Annotated in this window: 11 protein-coding genes and 3 pseudogenes; 8 read left to right on the top strand and 6 right to left on the bottom strand. The window is 56.7% G+C overall.

The annotated features are described in order from the left end of the window. Positions 1–51 precede the first annotated feature (51 nt). From JZM24_RS01270 to JZM24_RS18200, 3 genes are all read right to left on the bottom strand, one after another. On the bottom strand, positions 52–477 hold the full coding sequence (locus JZM24_RS01270) for a GNAT family N-acetyltransferase (protein WP_215668301.1): 426 nt from the start codon (positions 475–477) through the stop codon (positions 52–54). Positions 478–567: 90 nt separating this feature from the next. Next, positions 568–798 carry a cupin domain-containing protein gene (locus tag JZM24_RS18205; RefSeq protein WP_376775530.1) on the bottom strand — a complete coding sequence of 77 codons (231 nt, stop codon included), beginning with the start codon at positions 796–798 and terminating at the stop codon, positions 568–570. Positions 799–819: 21 nt separating this feature from the next. Beyond that, the gene (locus JZM24_RS18200; RefSeq protein ID WP_246579844.1) at positions 820–1,128 is read right to left on the bottom strand and encodes a helix-turn-helix domain-containing protein; all 309 of its coding nucleotides are present in this window, start codon (positions 1,126–1,128) and stop codon (positions 820–822) included. A 69-nt stretch (positions 1,129–1,197) separates the two neighbouring features. On the opposite strand from JZM24_RS18200, the gene JZM24_RS01260 reads away from it, so the two are divergent. From JZM24_RS01260 to JZM24_RS01235, 6 genes and pseudogenes are all read left to right on the top strand, one after another. Then, positions 1,198–1,749, top strand: a complete 552-nt coding sequence (locus JZM24_RS01260; protein ID WP_215668300.1) for a GNAT family N-acetyltransferase — start codon at positions 1,198–1,200, stop codon at positions 1,747–1,749. A 324-nt stretch (positions 1,750–2,073) separates the two neighbouring features. Next, entirely contained in the window at positions 2,074–2,652 is a 579-nt protein-coding gene (locus tag JZM24_RS01255) for a histidine-type phosphatase (protein WP_215668299.1), read from the top strand. Then, positions 2,642–3,556, top strand: a pseudogene (locus JZM24_RS01250) (aryl-sulfate sulfotransferase); the annotation flags it as partial. The gene JZM24_RS01255 and the pseudogene JZM24_RS01250, both read left to right, overlap by 11 nt. A 36-nt stretch (positions 3,557–3,592) precedes the next feature. Next, the gene (locus JZM24_RS01245) at positions 3,593–4,363 is read left to right on the top strand and encodes an ABC transporter permease (protein ID WP_215668298.1); all 771 of its coding nucleotides are present in this window, start codon (positions 3,593–3,595) and stop codon (positions 4,361–4,363) included. Positions 4,364–4,377: 14 nt separating this feature from the next. Next, on the top strand, positions 4,378–5,181 hold the full coding sequence (locus JZM24_RS01240; RefSeq protein WP_215668297.1) for an ABC transporter ATP-binding protein: 804 nt from the start codon (positions 4,378–4,380) through the stop codon (positions 5,179–5,181). 277 nt (positions 5,182–5,458) lie between these two features. Then, positions 5,459–6,256 carry an ABC transporter substrate-binding protein gene (locus JZM24_RS01235; RefSeq protein ID WP_215668296.1) on the top strand — a complete coding sequence of 266 codons (798 nt, stop codon included), beginning with the start codon at positions 5,459–5,461 and terminating at the stop codon, positions 6,254–6,256. Between the two features lie 178 nt (positions 6,257–6,434). On the opposite strand, the pseudogene JZM24_RS01230 reads toward JZM24_RS01235, so the two are convergent. Beyond that, positions 6,435–8,090: pseudogene (locus JZM24_RS01230) on the bottom strand (glucan biosynthesis protein D). A 398-nt stretch (positions 8,091–8,488) separates the two neighbouring features. On the opposite strand from JZM24_RS01230, the gene JZM24_RS01225 reads away from it, so the two are divergent. Next, positions 8,489–9,739 (top strand): MFS transporter, encoded by a 1,251-nt coding sequence (locus JZM24_RS01225; RefSeq protein ID WP_376775502.1) that lies wholly within the window; start codon positions 8,489–8,491, stop codon positions 9,737–9,739. A gap of 2,127 nt (positions 9,740–11,866) precedes the next feature. Here JZM24_RS01225 and JZM24_RS01220 read toward each other — a convergent pair. After that, the gene (locus tag JZM24_RS01220; protein WP_215668295.1) at positions 11,867–12,145 is read right to left on the bottom strand and encodes an Rpn/YhgA-type helix-turn-helix domain-containing protein; all 279 of its coding nucleotides are present in this window, start codon (positions 12,143–12,145) and stop codon (positions 11,867–11,869) included. 450 nt (positions 12,146–12,595) lie between these two features. On the opposite strand from JZM24_RS01220, the gene JZM24_RS01215 reads away from it, so the two are divergent. Next, positions 12,596–13,135, top strand: coding sequence for a GNAT family N-acetyltransferase (locus JZM24_RS01215; RefSeq protein ID WP_312884864.1), 540 nt, complete (start codon positions 12,596–12,598; stop codon positions 13,133–13,135). 84 nt (positions 13,136–13,219) lie between these two features. Here JZM24_RS01215 and JZM24_RS01210 read toward each other — a convergent pair. Then, positions 13,220–15,637, bottom strand: a pseudogene (locus tag JZM24_RS01210) (DUF3772 domain-containing protein). Between the last annotated feature and the right edge of the window lie 308 nt (positions 15,638–15,945).

Genomic DNA, 15,945 nt, shown 5'->3' with positions numbered 1-15,945 from the left:
CGACCTGACGCCGCCGGCGCAACCACGCGGCCAGGTCGGTATCCGTCGGTGTTATAATTCCTTAGACATAAAAATGCGGCTGGTGCCGGGCGGCGCGCAGGGAATTTCACCGAACGCCCGCCAGCCGTAGCGAGCATAAAACGCGGGGGCCTGAAAATTAATGGTGTACAGCACGGCGCAGCGGCAACCGCGTTCGCGGCCCTGCTGCTCGAAGGTTGCAAGCAGTGTGCTGCCGAGACAGTTGCCGCGCAGCGCGGGGGGTAAATAAAACAGCTCCAGAAACAGCAGCCCGAGCGACGAGCGTCCAAGGATGCCGCCCAACGGGGCCTCCGTTACGGCATCTCGTACAATGACCGCCAGCGGTTGTCGATCGTTATAACCGGTCATTTCATCATTGAATCGATTCAGACCCCCGGCAATAACCTGCTCAAATGCCGGCTCGATTTCATCGGTCACCGACAGGGTGTAATTTTCCATTGGGCGTATGCATCCATCGTTGACTAAGTCAGGCTTGGCGCGACAGCGTCGCTGGCGGGCTGTCTTAAACTTACCTTCCGCATGATGTCATTATTTGGCCGCTATCACCAGTAAATAACGGCCGTCCTGAACACCAGGATTGCTAAAATCAAGCGGTAAATCAACGCCAAACGTCAGGCAATCGCCGGCGGAAAGGGCATAATGCCCTTCACCGTAGGTCACCTCCAGCACGCCCGTCACCAGCCATAATCGCTGCCGGTAAGGGGACGAACTCCAGCGGGGATAGCTGACGCTGGCGCCGGGCGGCAGCGTAATCTCCACCAATTCCAGCCCCTAATCGGCCTAGCGCTCCGTCACCTGGCGGCGAAGATAGCCCACCGCAGGATCGCGCCATACGGTTTGTTTCTCTCGTGGCCGCAATAACTCGCCGTCGCTGCCGTTCATTTCGTCAATAAGCAATGCCGTTAACGATACGCCCAGACCGGCCGCCAATTTGCCCAGCACATGCGCACTGGGGCTGCTGTCCCGCCGTTCGATTTTTGAAATCATCCCGCGACTCACGCCCGATTTGGCCGCCAATGTCTCGATGGTCAACCCCTGAAGTTTACGCAGCCGCTGCAAACGCGCGGCAATGAGATAATCAATTGACATGACAGCGGATCCTTGATTAATTTAGTGTAGTTTTATTATAGTAGAAATCAGAATTTGGAGACGCCTATTATGCAATTGATTACCTGCCAGGAAACACAGCATGCCGACGCCATGCTGGCTATTTTTAATGAGGCAATTGTGCATTCCACCGCGCTGTATGATTATCGTCCGCGCACCCGCGCCAGCATGACGACATGGTTTGCGGCCAAGGCCAGCGGTTCATTTCCGGTTATCGGCCTGCAAACCGATGCGGGGGAATTGGCCGGTTTCGCAAGCTATGGCACCTTCTGCGCATGGCCAGCCTATCGCTATACCGTGGAGCATTCCCTTTACCTGCATCAGGCTTACCGCGGCCGCGGTCTGGGCCAGCAGCTGTTACAGGCGTTGATTAGCGCCGCCGGACAACAGGGTGGTCATGTTTTGGTTGGCGGTATCGATAGCACCAATCAGGCCAGCATTCGCCTGCACGAACGTGCCGGCTTCCGCCATATCGGCACCCTGAATCACGTCGCCTATAAATTTGGCCGCTGGCTGGATTTGGCCTTTTATCAGTTGATTCTGCCAACGCCCGCGGAACCTGAAGAAACCGAAGCACCGTTGCCGCCAATCGTGGTGCGCTAACGGCAGCCGGGGAGGATACCGCCTTAAAACCACCGACCACGGCAGCTCTGATGCCGCTGGGTATCAGCCAGAGCAGCGCCGGGTCGGGTCGGGGAGCTTAGCCATGGTCACAGTCATCGTGCTCGGTTGTGACACCCGGGGGTGCCATGACATCGTGGTGTTAGGTGGGTAGTGCCACGCAGGCGCGGTTATGGTCAGAGTGTCGCGGTGTGATAAGGGTCCCTCTATTTTGCCCATTATCCATTATGCTGGCGTTTCGATAGCCTACCTCTTACGCTTATCCTTTGTGCCCGTGCGGCCTTTCCAAATGAATGGGAAACGTTTATGACGAAAGTGTTGTCCTGCCTGACCACCACCTTGTTGACCTTGTCGTTTTCCGCCGGCGCCCCCGCGCAGGCGTCAGAGCCAGCTGGTGCTACGCCGGCCACTTACCATTTGGTCCAGGTGGTGGCGCTCAGTCGTCACGGCATCCGCGCCCCGCTGGTGAATTATGGCGACGCGCTGGCTGAAGCGACGCCACACCACTGGCCAACATGGCAAATCCAGGGGGGACTGCTTACGCCCAAGGGCGGCAAGGTGGAAAGCCATGTCGGACACTATTTTCAGGCGTGTCTGGCGCAAAATCATCTGTTCGGTAAACGCGGCTGCCCCGAGAGTGGCGCGGTGTTCGCCTACGCCAACAGCCTGCCGCGCACCATTGATACCGCCAAATTCTTTCTCGACGGCGCGTTTCCCGGCTGCGATATTCCGGTTAATCATCAAGCGGCGGTGGGCACGATGGACCACACCTTCAACCCCATCATTACCGCCGCAGTGACCGAAGACTTCAAAACCGCGGCGCTGAACTCGATTGCCGAGCATGCCGGACCCGGCGGTGTCGATGGCCTGAATTCTTGGTTATAACGGTAGCCATGCCACCTCTGCCGCGCTATATCCGGCGTGGGATATCTGGCACGGCGGCGATTTTTATGAAGTCACCCCCGCAGGTGACATCGTTTGGCATTACGAAGATATCTACCACCACCACGATGCCCAATGGCTAGCCAATGGCAATTTGCTTTACACCGCCGCGGAACCTATCCCGGCGGAGATTGCCGCGCGCATCTGCGGTGGCGACCAACGCCGCGATGCACCCGATGGCGTTATTCAGGGGGACGTGGTGCGTGAAGTTAACCGCGCCGGGGAAATCGTTTGGGAGTGGCGCGCCTGGCAACACCTGCGGCCGGAGGACTTTTCGGTCCACACTATCTTTGATCGCCGCCATTGGCCCATGATCAATGGTCTGTCTCTGACGCCGGAGGGATTGGTGCTGATGAGTTCGCGCGTCACGTCGGGCGTGGTGGCGGTCAGCCGCGCCAGTGGCGAGGTGGTCTGGCATGTCGGCCATGATGTCCTGGCGCAACAGCATACCCCGGTGCAGACCGCGAGCGGTACGATACTGGTTTTTGATAACGGCAACCTGCGCGCCGGCGCTACCTCGCCGCACTCGAAGGCGTTGGAGTTCGATCCGAGTAACGGCAACATTACCTGGCAATACCGCGACCCTCTGCCGACGGCCTTTTTCTCGCCTTATATGGGCAGCGCCCAACGCCTGGCCAACGGCAATACTTTCATCTGTGAATCAGCATTCGGCCGGCTGTTTGAAGTCACCCCCGTAGGAGAGACGGTTTGGGAATATGTTATCCCATTTTTTGCCGAGTACCCTGACAGCGTGAAAGGCGTGATAAGCGGCTATCAAAAAAGCGCTTTTCGCGCCCACCGCTATCCGTCGGCGGCTATCCCCTGGCTTCAGGCCGGGAAACCCTGAGGTGGCGGCAATTCGTTTTGCCTGAAGGAGCCGAGAATGACCGATGCCGTTGCTGATCATGTCGCCTCCGCGCTGCGTCAACTGCTCTCTTTTGCCGCCGTATTGCTGCTTTGGAGTGGGTTGTCGGCGCTGGGGCTATTTCCTGAAACGATTGTACCGTCGCCGTGGAGCGTCTGGACGGCGGCAGTGGACATGGCCCGCAGCGGCGTGCTGCAAAGCGATTTGGCCATTTCGGCCGGCAGGGCGGCCGCGGGCTTTGCTCTCGGCGCCAGCCTGGGGGTTATTACCGGGTTACTGACCGGACGGATGGCGATATTCCGCCTGCTGCTGGCGCCGTTTTTGAATTTAATGCGGCCTATTCCGGCCATCGCGCTGATCCCGGTCGCCATTGTCTGGTTCGGCATCGGCGAGGGATCGAAGTATTTCGTTATCGCCTACACGGTTTTTTTAACGGTGTGGTTTAACACCCATCACGGCATGGAGTACGTCCCGGAAATCTATTTGCGCGCCGCGCGCTCGCTGGGGGCCAGCCGGACGCGGAAATTTTTGGTGGTGGTGATTCCGGCGGCGCCGCCGCATATTTTCGCCGGTATCCGATTGGGCGTCGCGCTGGCTTTTTTGAGCCTGGTGGCGGCCGAATTATCCGGTGCGTCTTCCGGCATCGGTTACCGCTTACAGGAAGCCCGTCAATATATCAGTACCGATCGCATGTTCGCCCTGCTTATTGAACTGGGCATTCTCGGCGCGCTGATGGACGCGCTTATTCACCGCATCGGGCGTCGTCTGGTGCATTGGCAGCAGCATTAATCCGGGAGGGGGGTATGTCAGGCCACGTCGCGATTGACGATATCAGTATCCGTTATAGCGCCCGGCGTCAGTCACAATTGGCGCTCGATGTTACCCGCCTGGCGTTGGCGCCGGGTACCTTTAGCGCCATTATCGGCCCGTCCGGCTGCGGCAAGTCGACATTTTTAAACGCCATCGCCGGGTTTATTCCTCCCGCCAGCGGCGAAATCCGCCTTGACGGCCGCGTGTTAAACGGGCCTTGTGCGGACGTCGGCGTCATATTCCAGCAGTATGCGCTTTTTCCCTGGCTGACGGCGCTGGGCAACGTAAAGTTCGCGCTAAAACGTTTTAAATTACCCCGCGCGGAACTGCATCGGCGCGCATTGGCAGCGTTGGAAGAGGTGGGTCTTGCCTCGCTAGGCCATCATTACCCCGGACAATTATCCGGTGGCCAGAAACAGCGGGTGGGTATCGCCCGTACGCTGGCGTTCGAGCCACGGGTGTTGCTGATGGATGAACCCTTTGGGGCGCTGGATGCGCAGACGCGGGGGGTGATGCAGGATCTGCTGTTGCGCGTGTGGCAAAAACACCGGGCAACGGTGCTGTTTATCACCCACGATGTGGATGAAGCGTTGCTGCTGGCGGACCGCATTGAGGTGATGTCCGCCGCGTCCGGTAAAATTATCCGCAGCTATGGCTTGAGTCAGCTGCGGTCGGCCGCGGGCGCTCAATCGCGACAATGCCGATTTGCTGGATATCCGCGAAGAAATTCTGACACTGCTGCGGCCGCAGGCTTTGCCGTCCTGACGCAATGCACCGCCGGCTGCTTGGCTTCATGACGCCAACGTAGCAGCCAATAGAGTCGATGTAGTCGACATGGTCGACGTGGTTTAGTCGATGTGGTCGACATGGTCGGTGTAGTCGACGTAGACATCGCCGTAAAAGGCGTTGAAGTCGTCACAGCAAGCGACACCGACAACGCTCGCGACGGCGTCGCAGCAGCCACGATGCCAGGCATACCGCTATTAACAGTTCCAGGCGACAACCGGCCGAAACCTGCCGTGGGTTACCAATCATGACCACCGACACCGAGCTTCACCAACAACGGGAAAAACGATGAGATTAACACCATTATGGCGCACCGCTGCGGCGTTGCTGGCACTGAAAATCATGGCGGCGTCGGCGGCGACGGAAACGGTTAATCTCGCGTGGTCGCCGACGCCGCTGATGCTGATGCCGCAAGTCGAAATCGCCATGGCCAAGGGATATTTCAGCGATGCCGGCATCAAGGTGCAGCGGATTAATTTTCCCAGCGGCCGGGAAGCCTTCGAGGCGCTGCTGGGTGGACAAGTGGACGTGGCTACCCTCACGGAATTCCCGGCCATCACCGGCGCACTGCGCCAGCAGCCCTTTGGCATCGTTGCCGACGTCGCCCGCTACCGGGGAACGCGGGTCATCAGCTCGGCCAAGTACACCCCGCTGCGCACCGTCAGCGATTTAGCCGGGATGAAGATCGGCACCCCTCTCGGCACCAACACTGATTACTATCTCAGTCAGCTTTTGGCTGCGGCCAAGGTGAGCGCCGAACGCGTCAATGTCGCGCCGGTGGATTTGATCCCCGCGCTAATCCGCGGTGATATCCAGGCTATCGTGCCTTTTGCCGGCGTTGAAAACGTGGCGCGCAAAGCGCTGGGAGAGGACTATCGCGAGCTGAAAAGCGAAAGCTATCAATCCCATTTTTTGCTGGCGGCGTCTCAGACCGTTCTCAACGATAAACCAGCAGTGGTCAACGGGCTGTTGACGGCATTACTGCGCGCGGACGCCGATTTAAAACGCGACCCCGCCGGCGCCATGACGCTGGTGACTCAGTCAATGCACGGCACCCTGCCGCAAAGCGCGCTGGAAACGATGTGACGTGACACCGATTTTGGCATCCAGTTAAAGAGCGATTTGCCGGCGCTTATGACATCGGAAGGACAGTGGATCGTGCAGCAGCGCATCATCAAGGCCGGCGCTCCTACGCCTCAAAGCCGGCGGGCGCTGGACGCGCCGCGCCGACCTGAATCGGGCGGTAAGCAGCTCGGCGCGGGCGTCAGCTCATCGTGCGATCGTCGATATACTTGCGTTTATCCGGCGGCGGCTGGAAATATTGGTACAGCCAGGTTTCGCTCAGCGCCTCCTGTCCGGTACGCAAGAACATGCGCAGCTCGACCGGATCGACGGCATCGCTGGTCGGCGTCCAGTCGAACAGGATGCGGTAACCGTCCATCGGCTTCACGTACAGAATTTCAATATTGCTCACCTTACCGCTGGAAAGCGTAATAACCGGCTCAATACCCTTGTCCGCCGACGCTTTTAACTGCCCGCCAACGAAGTCGACGCCAAAACGACGCGCCCAGGTATCCGGGAAGTGTTCACCGGGGGCCCACCCCTTCAGGAAAACCGCCCATGCCGGTACGGGTCGCCTTAACCAGGGCCAGCGGACTGCTGACGGGCGGCTCGCCGCTCCAAAACAACCGATAGCGGAAACTGTATTCATTACCGGCTTTGATCGGCTCGGCGGGCTGCCAGAAACACACGATATTATCCAGCGTCTCGCCGGTGGTCGGGATTTCCAGCAGATTGACGCTGCCTTTGCCCCAAGGCCCGACAGGCTCCACCCATAGACTGGGCCGCTGGTTATACCACCCAATAACATCCTGATAGTTATCAAAATTATGGTCTAGCTGCAGCAAACCGAACCCTTTAGGATCCTCATCCTGATAGGCATTAAACTGCAATTTCTGCGGATTATTCAGCGGACGACAGACCCATTCGCCGTTGCCGCGCCACATCGCCAGCCGATCGGAGTCGTGGATTTGCGGATGAATGGTGTCGCACATGCGGCGCTCGTTGGTGCCACAGCTGAACATGCTGGTCATCGGCGAGATGCCGAGCTGCTTGATATCGCTACGGGCATGAATATGTTTTTCGATATCCATCACGACGCGCTGCGGTTCACAGTGAATGACGAAGCGGTAGGCGCCGGTCGCGCTCGGACCGTCCAGCAGCGCGTAAACGGTGAAAGTGGTGTCGCTGGCTTTCGGGGTTTCAAACCAGAAAGCGACAAAATCGGGAAACTCTTCCAGCTTATCGGTAAAAGTGTCGATGGCGAGGCCACGGGCCGACAGGCCGTACTGGTAAGTGTCATCCACCGCGTGGAAATAGCTGGCGCCCAGGAAAGACACTATATCGCGCCGGGTAAGCTCCGGGGCTTTGTTGACCTTAAAACCGGCAAACCAGAGGTTGTCGCGCCCTTCAATCTGTTGGGTATCAACACCGGCATTGTGGTAGTTGAACAATTCCGGCCGGAAATGGATCTCGCGCGCCAGTGCCTGGGTTTGGTCAACGGCGTATACGCGCACCCGGCGCTTGAAGACCATCCCGACATGGAACAGGTGGACATCCAACTGGCGATTGGGAATGTCATGCCAAAGCGAATGATCGGCGTCGTACTGAATTTCGTTGTAGGCCTGCGGGGTAAGCTCCGCCAGCGTTTTGGGCAGCTCCGCCGGGGGACCGCCGAAAGGATTGCGTGAGAGTTCGGCGGCCAGGGTTTTCAGCGTGGAGAAATCGAAGTGGCTCGCGCTGTGCCGTCGGCGATGTTTTCCGCGGCCTGCGTTGAACGTGTAAACAATGTGGCCATGGTGGGCGCGCCGCAGTAGGCGGCCAGCGCCAGGGACGCTTTGATAAATGATCTTCGTTCCATGCCGGAATAGGTTCCTGTACTGGGCGATGTATTGTCCGCGTGGAGCCGTTTAAAGGCAACAAAGACACCGGACTGCGGGCATCATGCTCCACCGGGTTGCGAAAATTTTCGACAACGCTGAGTGGAGAAAATTCATTGCGACGCTGAACTCGCACCAAAGTTTACCGTAAAACGGCACCGCCGAGATAGCCTAAATGCGGGCCTCACTGGACAAACCGACCACCGCCGTTATTGCCCTAATTCGCAACATGTTTCTGCATTCTCCACCGTCGCTGGCCGCTTATACTCCAGCATTACGACTGGGGCGACAGCGCGGCCGTATGACGGCCCGCGCATTGCGCCGCCCCCGCAGTTTATTTCCGGACGTGGTCAGAGTAATTAGCGGTAACTTTTTAGAAATGTATGATTTCATGGTATTTGGCTATTACGCCAGCGCCATTGCCGCCACCTTTTTTCCTGCCGATACGCCCTTCGCCTCGTTGATGTTGACTATGATGACGTTCGGCGCCGGATTTCTGATGCGCCCGCTGGGTGCATTGGTGCTTGGTGCCTATATCGACCGCTGCGGCCGCCGCGCCGGACTGGTGTTAACACTCGGACTCATAACGTTCGGTACGCTGACCATTGCCTGCGCGCCCGGTTACGCCACGCTCGGTCTGCTGGCGCCGGCGCTGGTGTTGGCCGGCAGGCTGTTGCAGGGGTTTTCCGCCGGGGTTGAGCTGGGGGGCGTGTCGGTGTATCTGGCGGAAGTTGCGCCCGCCGGCAGAAAAGGCTTGTACATCAGTTGGCAATCCGCCAGCCAGCAGTTAGCGGTCATTTTTGCCGCCCTGTTGGGTATGGCGCTCAATCGTTACGTTGGCGAGGACATGATGTCGCGTTGGGGCTGGCGTATTCCGTTTATCGTCGGCTGCATGATCCTGCCCTGCCTGTTCTGGATCCGGCGCATGCTGGAGGAGAGCGAGGCTTTCCAAAAACGCCGGCCTGTGCCGCGCACGCGCGAAATTTTTCGCTCCGTGGCGCGCAGCTGGCCGTTGATCGGCCTTGGCGTGTGCATGGTCGCCGCCACCACCGTCTCGTTTTATATGATCACCGCGTTCACGCCTACCTATGGCAAAGCGGTACTGCATTTCAGCGCCGGGGAAAGTTTTATCGTCACGCTCGGCGTGGGCCTCTCCAATCTTTTTTGGCTGCCGCGAATGGGCACGCTATCGGATAAAATCGGTCGCCGCCCACTCTTGTTGACCTTTACCAGTCTGATGTTGCTGACGGCCTATCCGGTATTGTACTGGCTGGCGGCCGCACCCTCCATGCCGCGTCTCATTGCCGCGGAACTCTGGCTTTCCTTTCTCTACGCCGGCTACAACGCGGCGATGGTGGTGACGCTGACGGAAATTATGCCCCCCGCCGTACGCGCTACCGGTTTTTCCATCGCCTACAGCTTGGCGGCGGCGGTTTTTGGCGGCTTTAACCCCGCCATCGCCAGCGTGCTTATCCATGAGAGCGGGGATAATGCGCTGCCTGGCGCCTGGCTGTCGCTGGCGGCCTTGCTTGGGTTGATGGCCGCGTTACGTTTGCCAACCTCATACCGGGAAGGCGCCGTCGACACGGCATACGCATCACCCGCGATGAAGACCCTACGCCAGAAGTAATATATACCTGATACAGAGAGAGGCCGCGTGTAAAAGGTTAGATAATCAACCATTCTAGTTATAAATTAACTAAATTACGGAAAGTGATTATTCTAAACACTACGCGAAAAAATAGATCTAATACAATCCACCGCGGGATTAAATTCCCTTTCTCCATTAATGGAACCTTTTATCACTCAGTTGTTTACAACGGGTTGTAAATTAAACTATACTGCCGCCTCTATATGTTATAAAACAAACGCATTTAGCGTTTTTTTGGAAATTTTTTAGCCGCTCACCGTTTACGGCGCGGCTTTTTTCATACTTTTAACAACACTAACATCTGTTATTTCCTTAATATTGCCTGACGGCCAACATAAAATTATTTTTTTGACAATCAACTTACCAGTAATTATTACTTAACTTATTCTGGTAATAACAAAATGTGAGTTCAGCACCCCGGTCCTAACAGACAAAGAGGGGGTTTCCCCGTGCGCGGCGTGGGCACGCGTTTTAGCCATAGACGCTTTAACCAGGCCAGCGGCCTTTTTGCCATGATAATTAAGGTTTAACGTCATCCTGTTGCGATTGCAGCCCCCATGCCGAACTGCGTCATCGGACTGGCCACGCGAACGACGAGTGCTACCGGGCGACGCCTCCCTCCACTGCGGCTTACCTCGCCACTCGACGCTGATAGCGCTGAATCGGCAAATATCTGACCGGCTCACCCCTTCCCGGAATGCGTTGGTTCGCGCCCACTATCCTGTTCAGCGCACCGGCGCCGGCGGCACCCTGCGCCATTTTCTGTTTATGGGCCCCGTCCTGCGTCCTGTGCCGTGCTGCGGCGCCGAACCCAACGATATTCGCGCCCTTTGTCATTTAATGACGTCGATGCTGAAGATATCTGCGCCCTTTGTCATTTAATGACGTCGATGCTGAAGATATCTGCGCCATTTGCCGTTTAATGACGTCGATGCTGAGGATATCTGCGCCATTTGCCGTTTAATGGCGCCAGCACAAAGGATATTCGCACGCTTTGCCGTTCATTACCGGTGGCCAGAACGATGCGGCGTGATTATCCCGGTGCTCAGCGCTGTATTGACGGCATCAGCGAAATTTACCCGCACCGGGGCACCCAGAGAGGTAGTGCCTGCTGCGCCAAAGTGGCCGGCATTAAGCGTCCAGCGACTAGCGAGGAATGACGACCTGGAATGAAAGCGCCGCTAACCTGCCCCCAAGATCGACGAACGCCAATGACCCGAGCAGATGTCGCTGGCCTGGCTTTTACACCGTTGACCAGACATTTCCGCCTTAGCTGCGTCGCCGTTTAAGGAGGGCGTCAGACGACTTAGCGGCGCCGGCATTCTCCTGGCCGCAGGCTTGCCCGCGCCGCTCAAAGTCACGGTCTTACTGACATCGGGACACCACAGCCCGTGCTTACTTTCCGATATTGCGCCGCCGTGCCGTAACGCGCGCACGCTTAACGATACAGCAGTTTAAGCCAGGCACCAAGCGGCTCAACACCGGGTGGCACCGGCTTATCCACACCCGATTGCTCGCCTTGGCGCACCTGGGATACGCTTTCTCCACATCGTCTGGCATTCAGGCGCCGCTGTTAACACGACGCCCCGTGGCAAGATCGACATTTTTCGATTAATAAGACCACCGTCAGGCACAGATTAATTAACTCAATAATAAAAAATACGATAGGCAAAAATTATAATTTAACAAATTGTCAGTACGGTAACATGATGAGGTATAACGACCGGCGGTCGTAATCCCTAATGCTATTGATGATAATTAATAGGGTTTTAATGCTGTACCGGACATCGGCTAATCGGACAGAAATTATTATGCTGAGTTAACGACTTCGGTATTTACAGCGTAATTTTCTTTCAATTATACTGAGATCGCTGTAAGACTAAACCTTACTTGAGATTTTATGGAAACAATATTGCCGCGCATGTTTTCGGCGCGGCTTTTTTCTTAGCCTGCGAGCAATAATAATGCAGAATTATCATAAATTAGTTTTAAATATCGATTATCTCAACGTTATTGATTATTATTCAGTAAAACTTATTATTTACGCTTAACAGATTGAAGACCTCCTCCCTATTCTGCCACTTTAGGAATAAGGTAAATACCTTATTAAATTAATTTCATAAAATATTCCGCGTGCAGATGCTGCAGTTCTTTTTCAGTCAGTCCGGTGCAGTTTTTGATGAGCGTGTGATCAACGCCGCCTGCCAGCAAATGCATGGCGATGCTGCGCGTGGCCTGCCGGCGTCCTTCTTTTTTTCCTTCCAGCCTGCCCTTGTCCATCCCCTCAAGCAACCCCTCGAGCATCCTTTTACGCATGCCTTCCATCAACCCCTCCAGCCTGCCTTTTTTCATGCCCTGCAATTCGAGATAATGCGCAATATTCATTGTTTCCTCACTGTCCCTATGGTTTATTACGACGCTAATAAATAGAGGCCACACAGGCGCGCGATGACGTTTCTTCCCTGGGTCATCCGCTCCTCAGTCCAATAGTATTTTCAGCCGTTTGAGTCTAACAAAAGGGGGAAACAACGGGAATATGGTGGCGCTTATTACATTTGTTACATGCGAAACATGTGATCCGTTTTTGATTTATCGATCACCTTGTGACATACCTCACTCAATATCCCCTTCATTACAAGCCGTCATTTACCGACAGCGGTGGTGCCAGGCCCGCTCTGCCGTAGAGAAACGGTCGTGTCACCCGGCATCAGGCGTGCCATGTCGGCTTTTGGCGCTAACATTTTTTGTTATGGCGATTATCGGTTGGCGAGGCTAGGTTTAACTATTATTGGCGTTATCGTCAACGTCAGCAGAATCTGCGCCAAAGGAGGTACAGTGACACATTCGGCTATTCTCATCAGCGATGCCCAAGAGGCGGATTTGCTAGCCATTCGTGATCTCTATGCCTGGCATGTGCAACACGGTATCGCGAGTTTCGAGACCGAGCCGCCGTCGCTAAACGATATGATGGCCCGCTATACCGCGGTAAAGGCGCAAGGGCTGCCTTGGCTTGTGGCCCGGCAAGACGGCGAACTGCTGGGCTATTGTTATCTTTCCCCTTGTCGTCCCCGTTACGCCTACCGTTTCACCGTCGAAGATTACGTGTATATTCATCCGGCCAAAATCGGACGCGGACTCGGCGAGTTACTGTTGCGCGAAGCCATTACCCGGGCGGAACAGGGTGGCTGGCGTCAGATGCTGGCAATTATTGGCAATGCGGACAATCATGCCTCATTACGTTTGCATCAAAAGCTCGGTTTTCAATTGATTGGACAGCTGACGGCGGTGGGCTTTAAACATGGCCGTTGGGTAGATACCCTGTTGATGCAGCGTAGTCTGGGAGAAGGCCAGCAAACACCGCCCCATGATGGCTAGCGCCGTCACAGACGGCGCCGCGCCCGCAGCCCTACCTATAGCGCCGGCACGTGCAGTCCCGATTACAGGTCGGCGAGGGAAGGATCAGGCTTCAGGCGGCGTCGCGGGGGTAACGTTGGCGTTCTCGACAATCATTTTTTGCGGCATCGACAGCGTAATGCCGTCGGCACGCAGGCGCTTTAGGATCTCGAACAGCAGATCGCTTTTGGTCGATGCCACGACGCGCGGACTGCTGACGAAACCGGTTACGCTCAGCACGATACCCGACGGCGTCAACTGGCTGAAAGTGAACGAGGGCGCCGGGGCGCTTTGGATCGCTTCGTGCTCGCGGTAGGCCTCCAGCAGCAGAGTGCGTACCTGTTCAGGATCGATATCCAGCGGGAACGTCAGCGCGATGGTGGCCACCCCTTGCGCGTTGCCCATGGTCGCGTTGCGCACGTTCTGGGAAATCAACTGGGAATTCGGCACGATGACCGTCGACCGATCGCCGAGCTGGATTTCGGTCGCGCGCACATTGATACGGCGAATATCGCCTTCAATGCCGCTGATGCTTATCAGATCGCCGACTTTAACCGGTCGTTCCGTCAGCAGGATCAAGCCGGAAATGAAGTTCTTCACGATCTCCTGCAAACCAAAACCGATCCCCACCGACAGCGCGCTGACGATCCAGGCCAGATTATTCCATTGTATGCCGAGGGTGGACAGCGCCAGCAGGATCACCAACACATAACCGACATTGCTAAACATTGTCACCAGCGAGGAACGCATTCCCGGTTCCATCATGGTCTTCGGCAGGAAATCTTTTTCCAGCCAGCGTCTGGCGGAGCGCAGGACATAAAGGGAGATGGCCAGGAAAATCAAAGCGTTCAACACATGTGCGGGGACGATATTGAGCTTCTCAAGCCATTTGCCGCCCTAGACTTCGAGCACTTTATGCAACAACGCCAACGGCGTGGTGGAACCGAAATTGCCGTTGATCAGGGCCACGGCGCCGAACACAATCAGCAGCGTTTTGCCGATAGCCGCGAGCAGGATGGCCACCTGGGATAAATGGCGGTCATCGAGATTGAACATGTGCTTAATGCGCATCCCCAGCGGCGTATTCGGTGCAAACAGACCGTCACATAAATCCACTACCAGATGAATCAGCAAATAAAGAAGCGACAGCACCATCGCCAACCACACCAGCTCATAGGTCAGGAAGCGGGCCAGCGAGATATAGCCAATCAGCAAGGTAATCAAAATCGCGGTGGCGGTAATGCAAACTTGTATCAGACCCACCACGGCCGACCGCGTTTCCAGCGGCGCGCCCTCGGCCAGCAATTTACGCCGCGTGCGCTTGATGCGAAGCGGGCCGCTGAACGCCACCAGCGCCACCAGCAGCGCCGAAAGCCCATAGCCGAAAATGGTCGTCGACACACTGGTGCCGACGCTGCTGTTGAGCTGCTCAATAGCGCCTGAAATCAGCACGAAGGTGGCCAGCAGCGGCGGCAGCGGCTTCATGGCAAGGGCGATGGCGTCGGGGATCGCCGGCAGGCGCCATGAGGGGCGGTGATTGGATAAAAACGCGCGGCCCAGCCCGGCGATGAGCGAGGCAAAAAACGTCAAACGCAACACGCCATCGGCAAAATCTACCAGCTCGTCGGAGACATCCGGCAGACGGGTGAGCAGCCAATAAAGCAATTGCGCCCCTACCCCTACGCTTAACACGGTGACCAGCGCGGTGAAGCAGGCAAGAAAGCTGCGGCGCAGGCGGCCTTCGGGCATAATGTGGATACTGAACCAACCCAGGGGTCTATCCAGCCAGCGAGAGCTGAAACCCCACACCAGCAGCGCCAGCACCAGCAATGCGGCGGAGCCGACGCGCCATTCCGGCGACCAGTCTTGCTGCAAGGCGTCGGCCACGTCGTCGGAGAAACTGGCCAGCCGGCGCTTATCCTCAGACTGGGGCTGCGTCACCGGCGTCCAGAAGCGCGCCGACAAAATACTGCCCGAATTGAGCGCCATCTGCGAGCACATGGTATTGCAGCGAATATCGGCTATCTGCACCGACAGCTTGGTGGCGCTGGAGCTGACGGTTCTGGCGCGCTCGATTTGGCTGTCCAGCAGCGCTTTGCGCGCGTTTAAACTATTGCGGCTCTGGACGACGGCGCTGGTTTCCTTCATCGCGCCGGCCGCCGGCGGCGGGCCCAGCACGTCCAGCTGTCCCTGTAGCTGCGTGCGATCGGGCTGCAACGCGGTCATCAGCGTATCGGCGTCGTTGGCTAATTGCATGGCGCTGTCGTTCAGGGCGCTCAACTGGTTGTCGGCGGTGGCATTCGACACTTGTTGCTTTAGCGTATCGAGGCCTTTTTGCAATTTGTTCAGCTCCGCCGCGGCATTGATTTTCACCGGCTTGGCGCTGTCGGCGGCAGCCTCCTGCGCGTCATCCGCACGCGCCCCGGTTGAGAGAGTGCCAAACGCCAGCATGACGCTGAAAAGAAGGATCCAAACAGCCTTCATAATACAATTGGAAAACCTAGGCATAGCGTAATTTATCTCGCAATCGTTAAAGCAGCAGCCAGACGTGCCGGGGACCGGTCGCGTCGCAAATCTTCCATCGCCGGCGAATGCAGGGTGGCGTCAACAATCTTACCAGCTTATTATGTTTTTAGCGTCATCGTCAGCTGACAGTCAGCACCTTCGCGGATCGCGCCATTTATTGAAAACGGCCTTAGGCATATTCAGTCCCTCACTATCCGCTCGTCTGTACTACAATCGTAGCAACTGTCTACCCTGGCGCACGCCGGTGCCCGCCGGCGCCTTTTTCA

It is taken from the genome of Candidatus Sodalis endolongispinus (assembly GCF_018777395.1).
GTDB lineage: Bacteria > Pseudomonadota > Gammaproteobacteria > Enterobacterales > Enterobacteriaceae > Sodalis_B > Sodalis_B endolongispinus.
Note: the sequence above shows the minus strand (reverse complement) of the source record. Positions and strands in the feature narration are given on the sequence as shown.

Coding starts and splice junctions, on each gene's coding strand:
- JZM24_RS01270 (WP_215668301.1), bottom strand. CDS start 477: ATGGAAAATTACACCCTGTCGGTGACCGATGAAATCGAGCCGGCATTT.
- JZM24_RS18200 (WP_246579844.1), bottom strand. CDS start 1,128: ATGTCAATTGATTATCTCATTGCCGCGCGTTTGCAGCGGCTGCGTAAA.
- JZM24_RS01260 (WP_215668300.1), top strand. CDS start 1,198: ATGCAATTGATTACCTGCCAGGAAACACAGCATGCCGACGCCATGCTG.
- JZM24_RS01255 (WP_215668299.1), top strand. CDS start 2,074: ATGACGAAAGTGTTGTCCTGCCTGACCACCACCTTGTTGACCTTGTCG.
- JZM24_RS01245 (WP_215668298.1), top strand. CDS start 3,593: ATGACCGATGCCGTTGCTGATCATGTCGCCTCCGCGCTGCGTCAACTG.
- JZM24_RS01240 (WP_215668297.1), top strand. CDS start 4,378: ATGTCAGGCCACGTCGCGATTGACGATATCAGTATCCGTTATAGCGCC.
- JZM24_RS01235 (WP_215668296.1), top strand. CDS start 5,459: ATGAGATTAACACCATTATGGCGCACCGCTGCGGCGTTGCTGGCACTG.
- JZM24_RS01225 (WP_376775502.1), top strand. CDS start 8,489: ATGTATGATTTCATGGTATTTGGCTATTACGCCAGCGCCATTGCCGCC.
- JZM24_RS01220 (WP_215668295.1), bottom strand. CDS start 12,145: ATGAATATTGCGCATTATCTCGAATTGCAGGGCATGAAAAAAGGCAGG.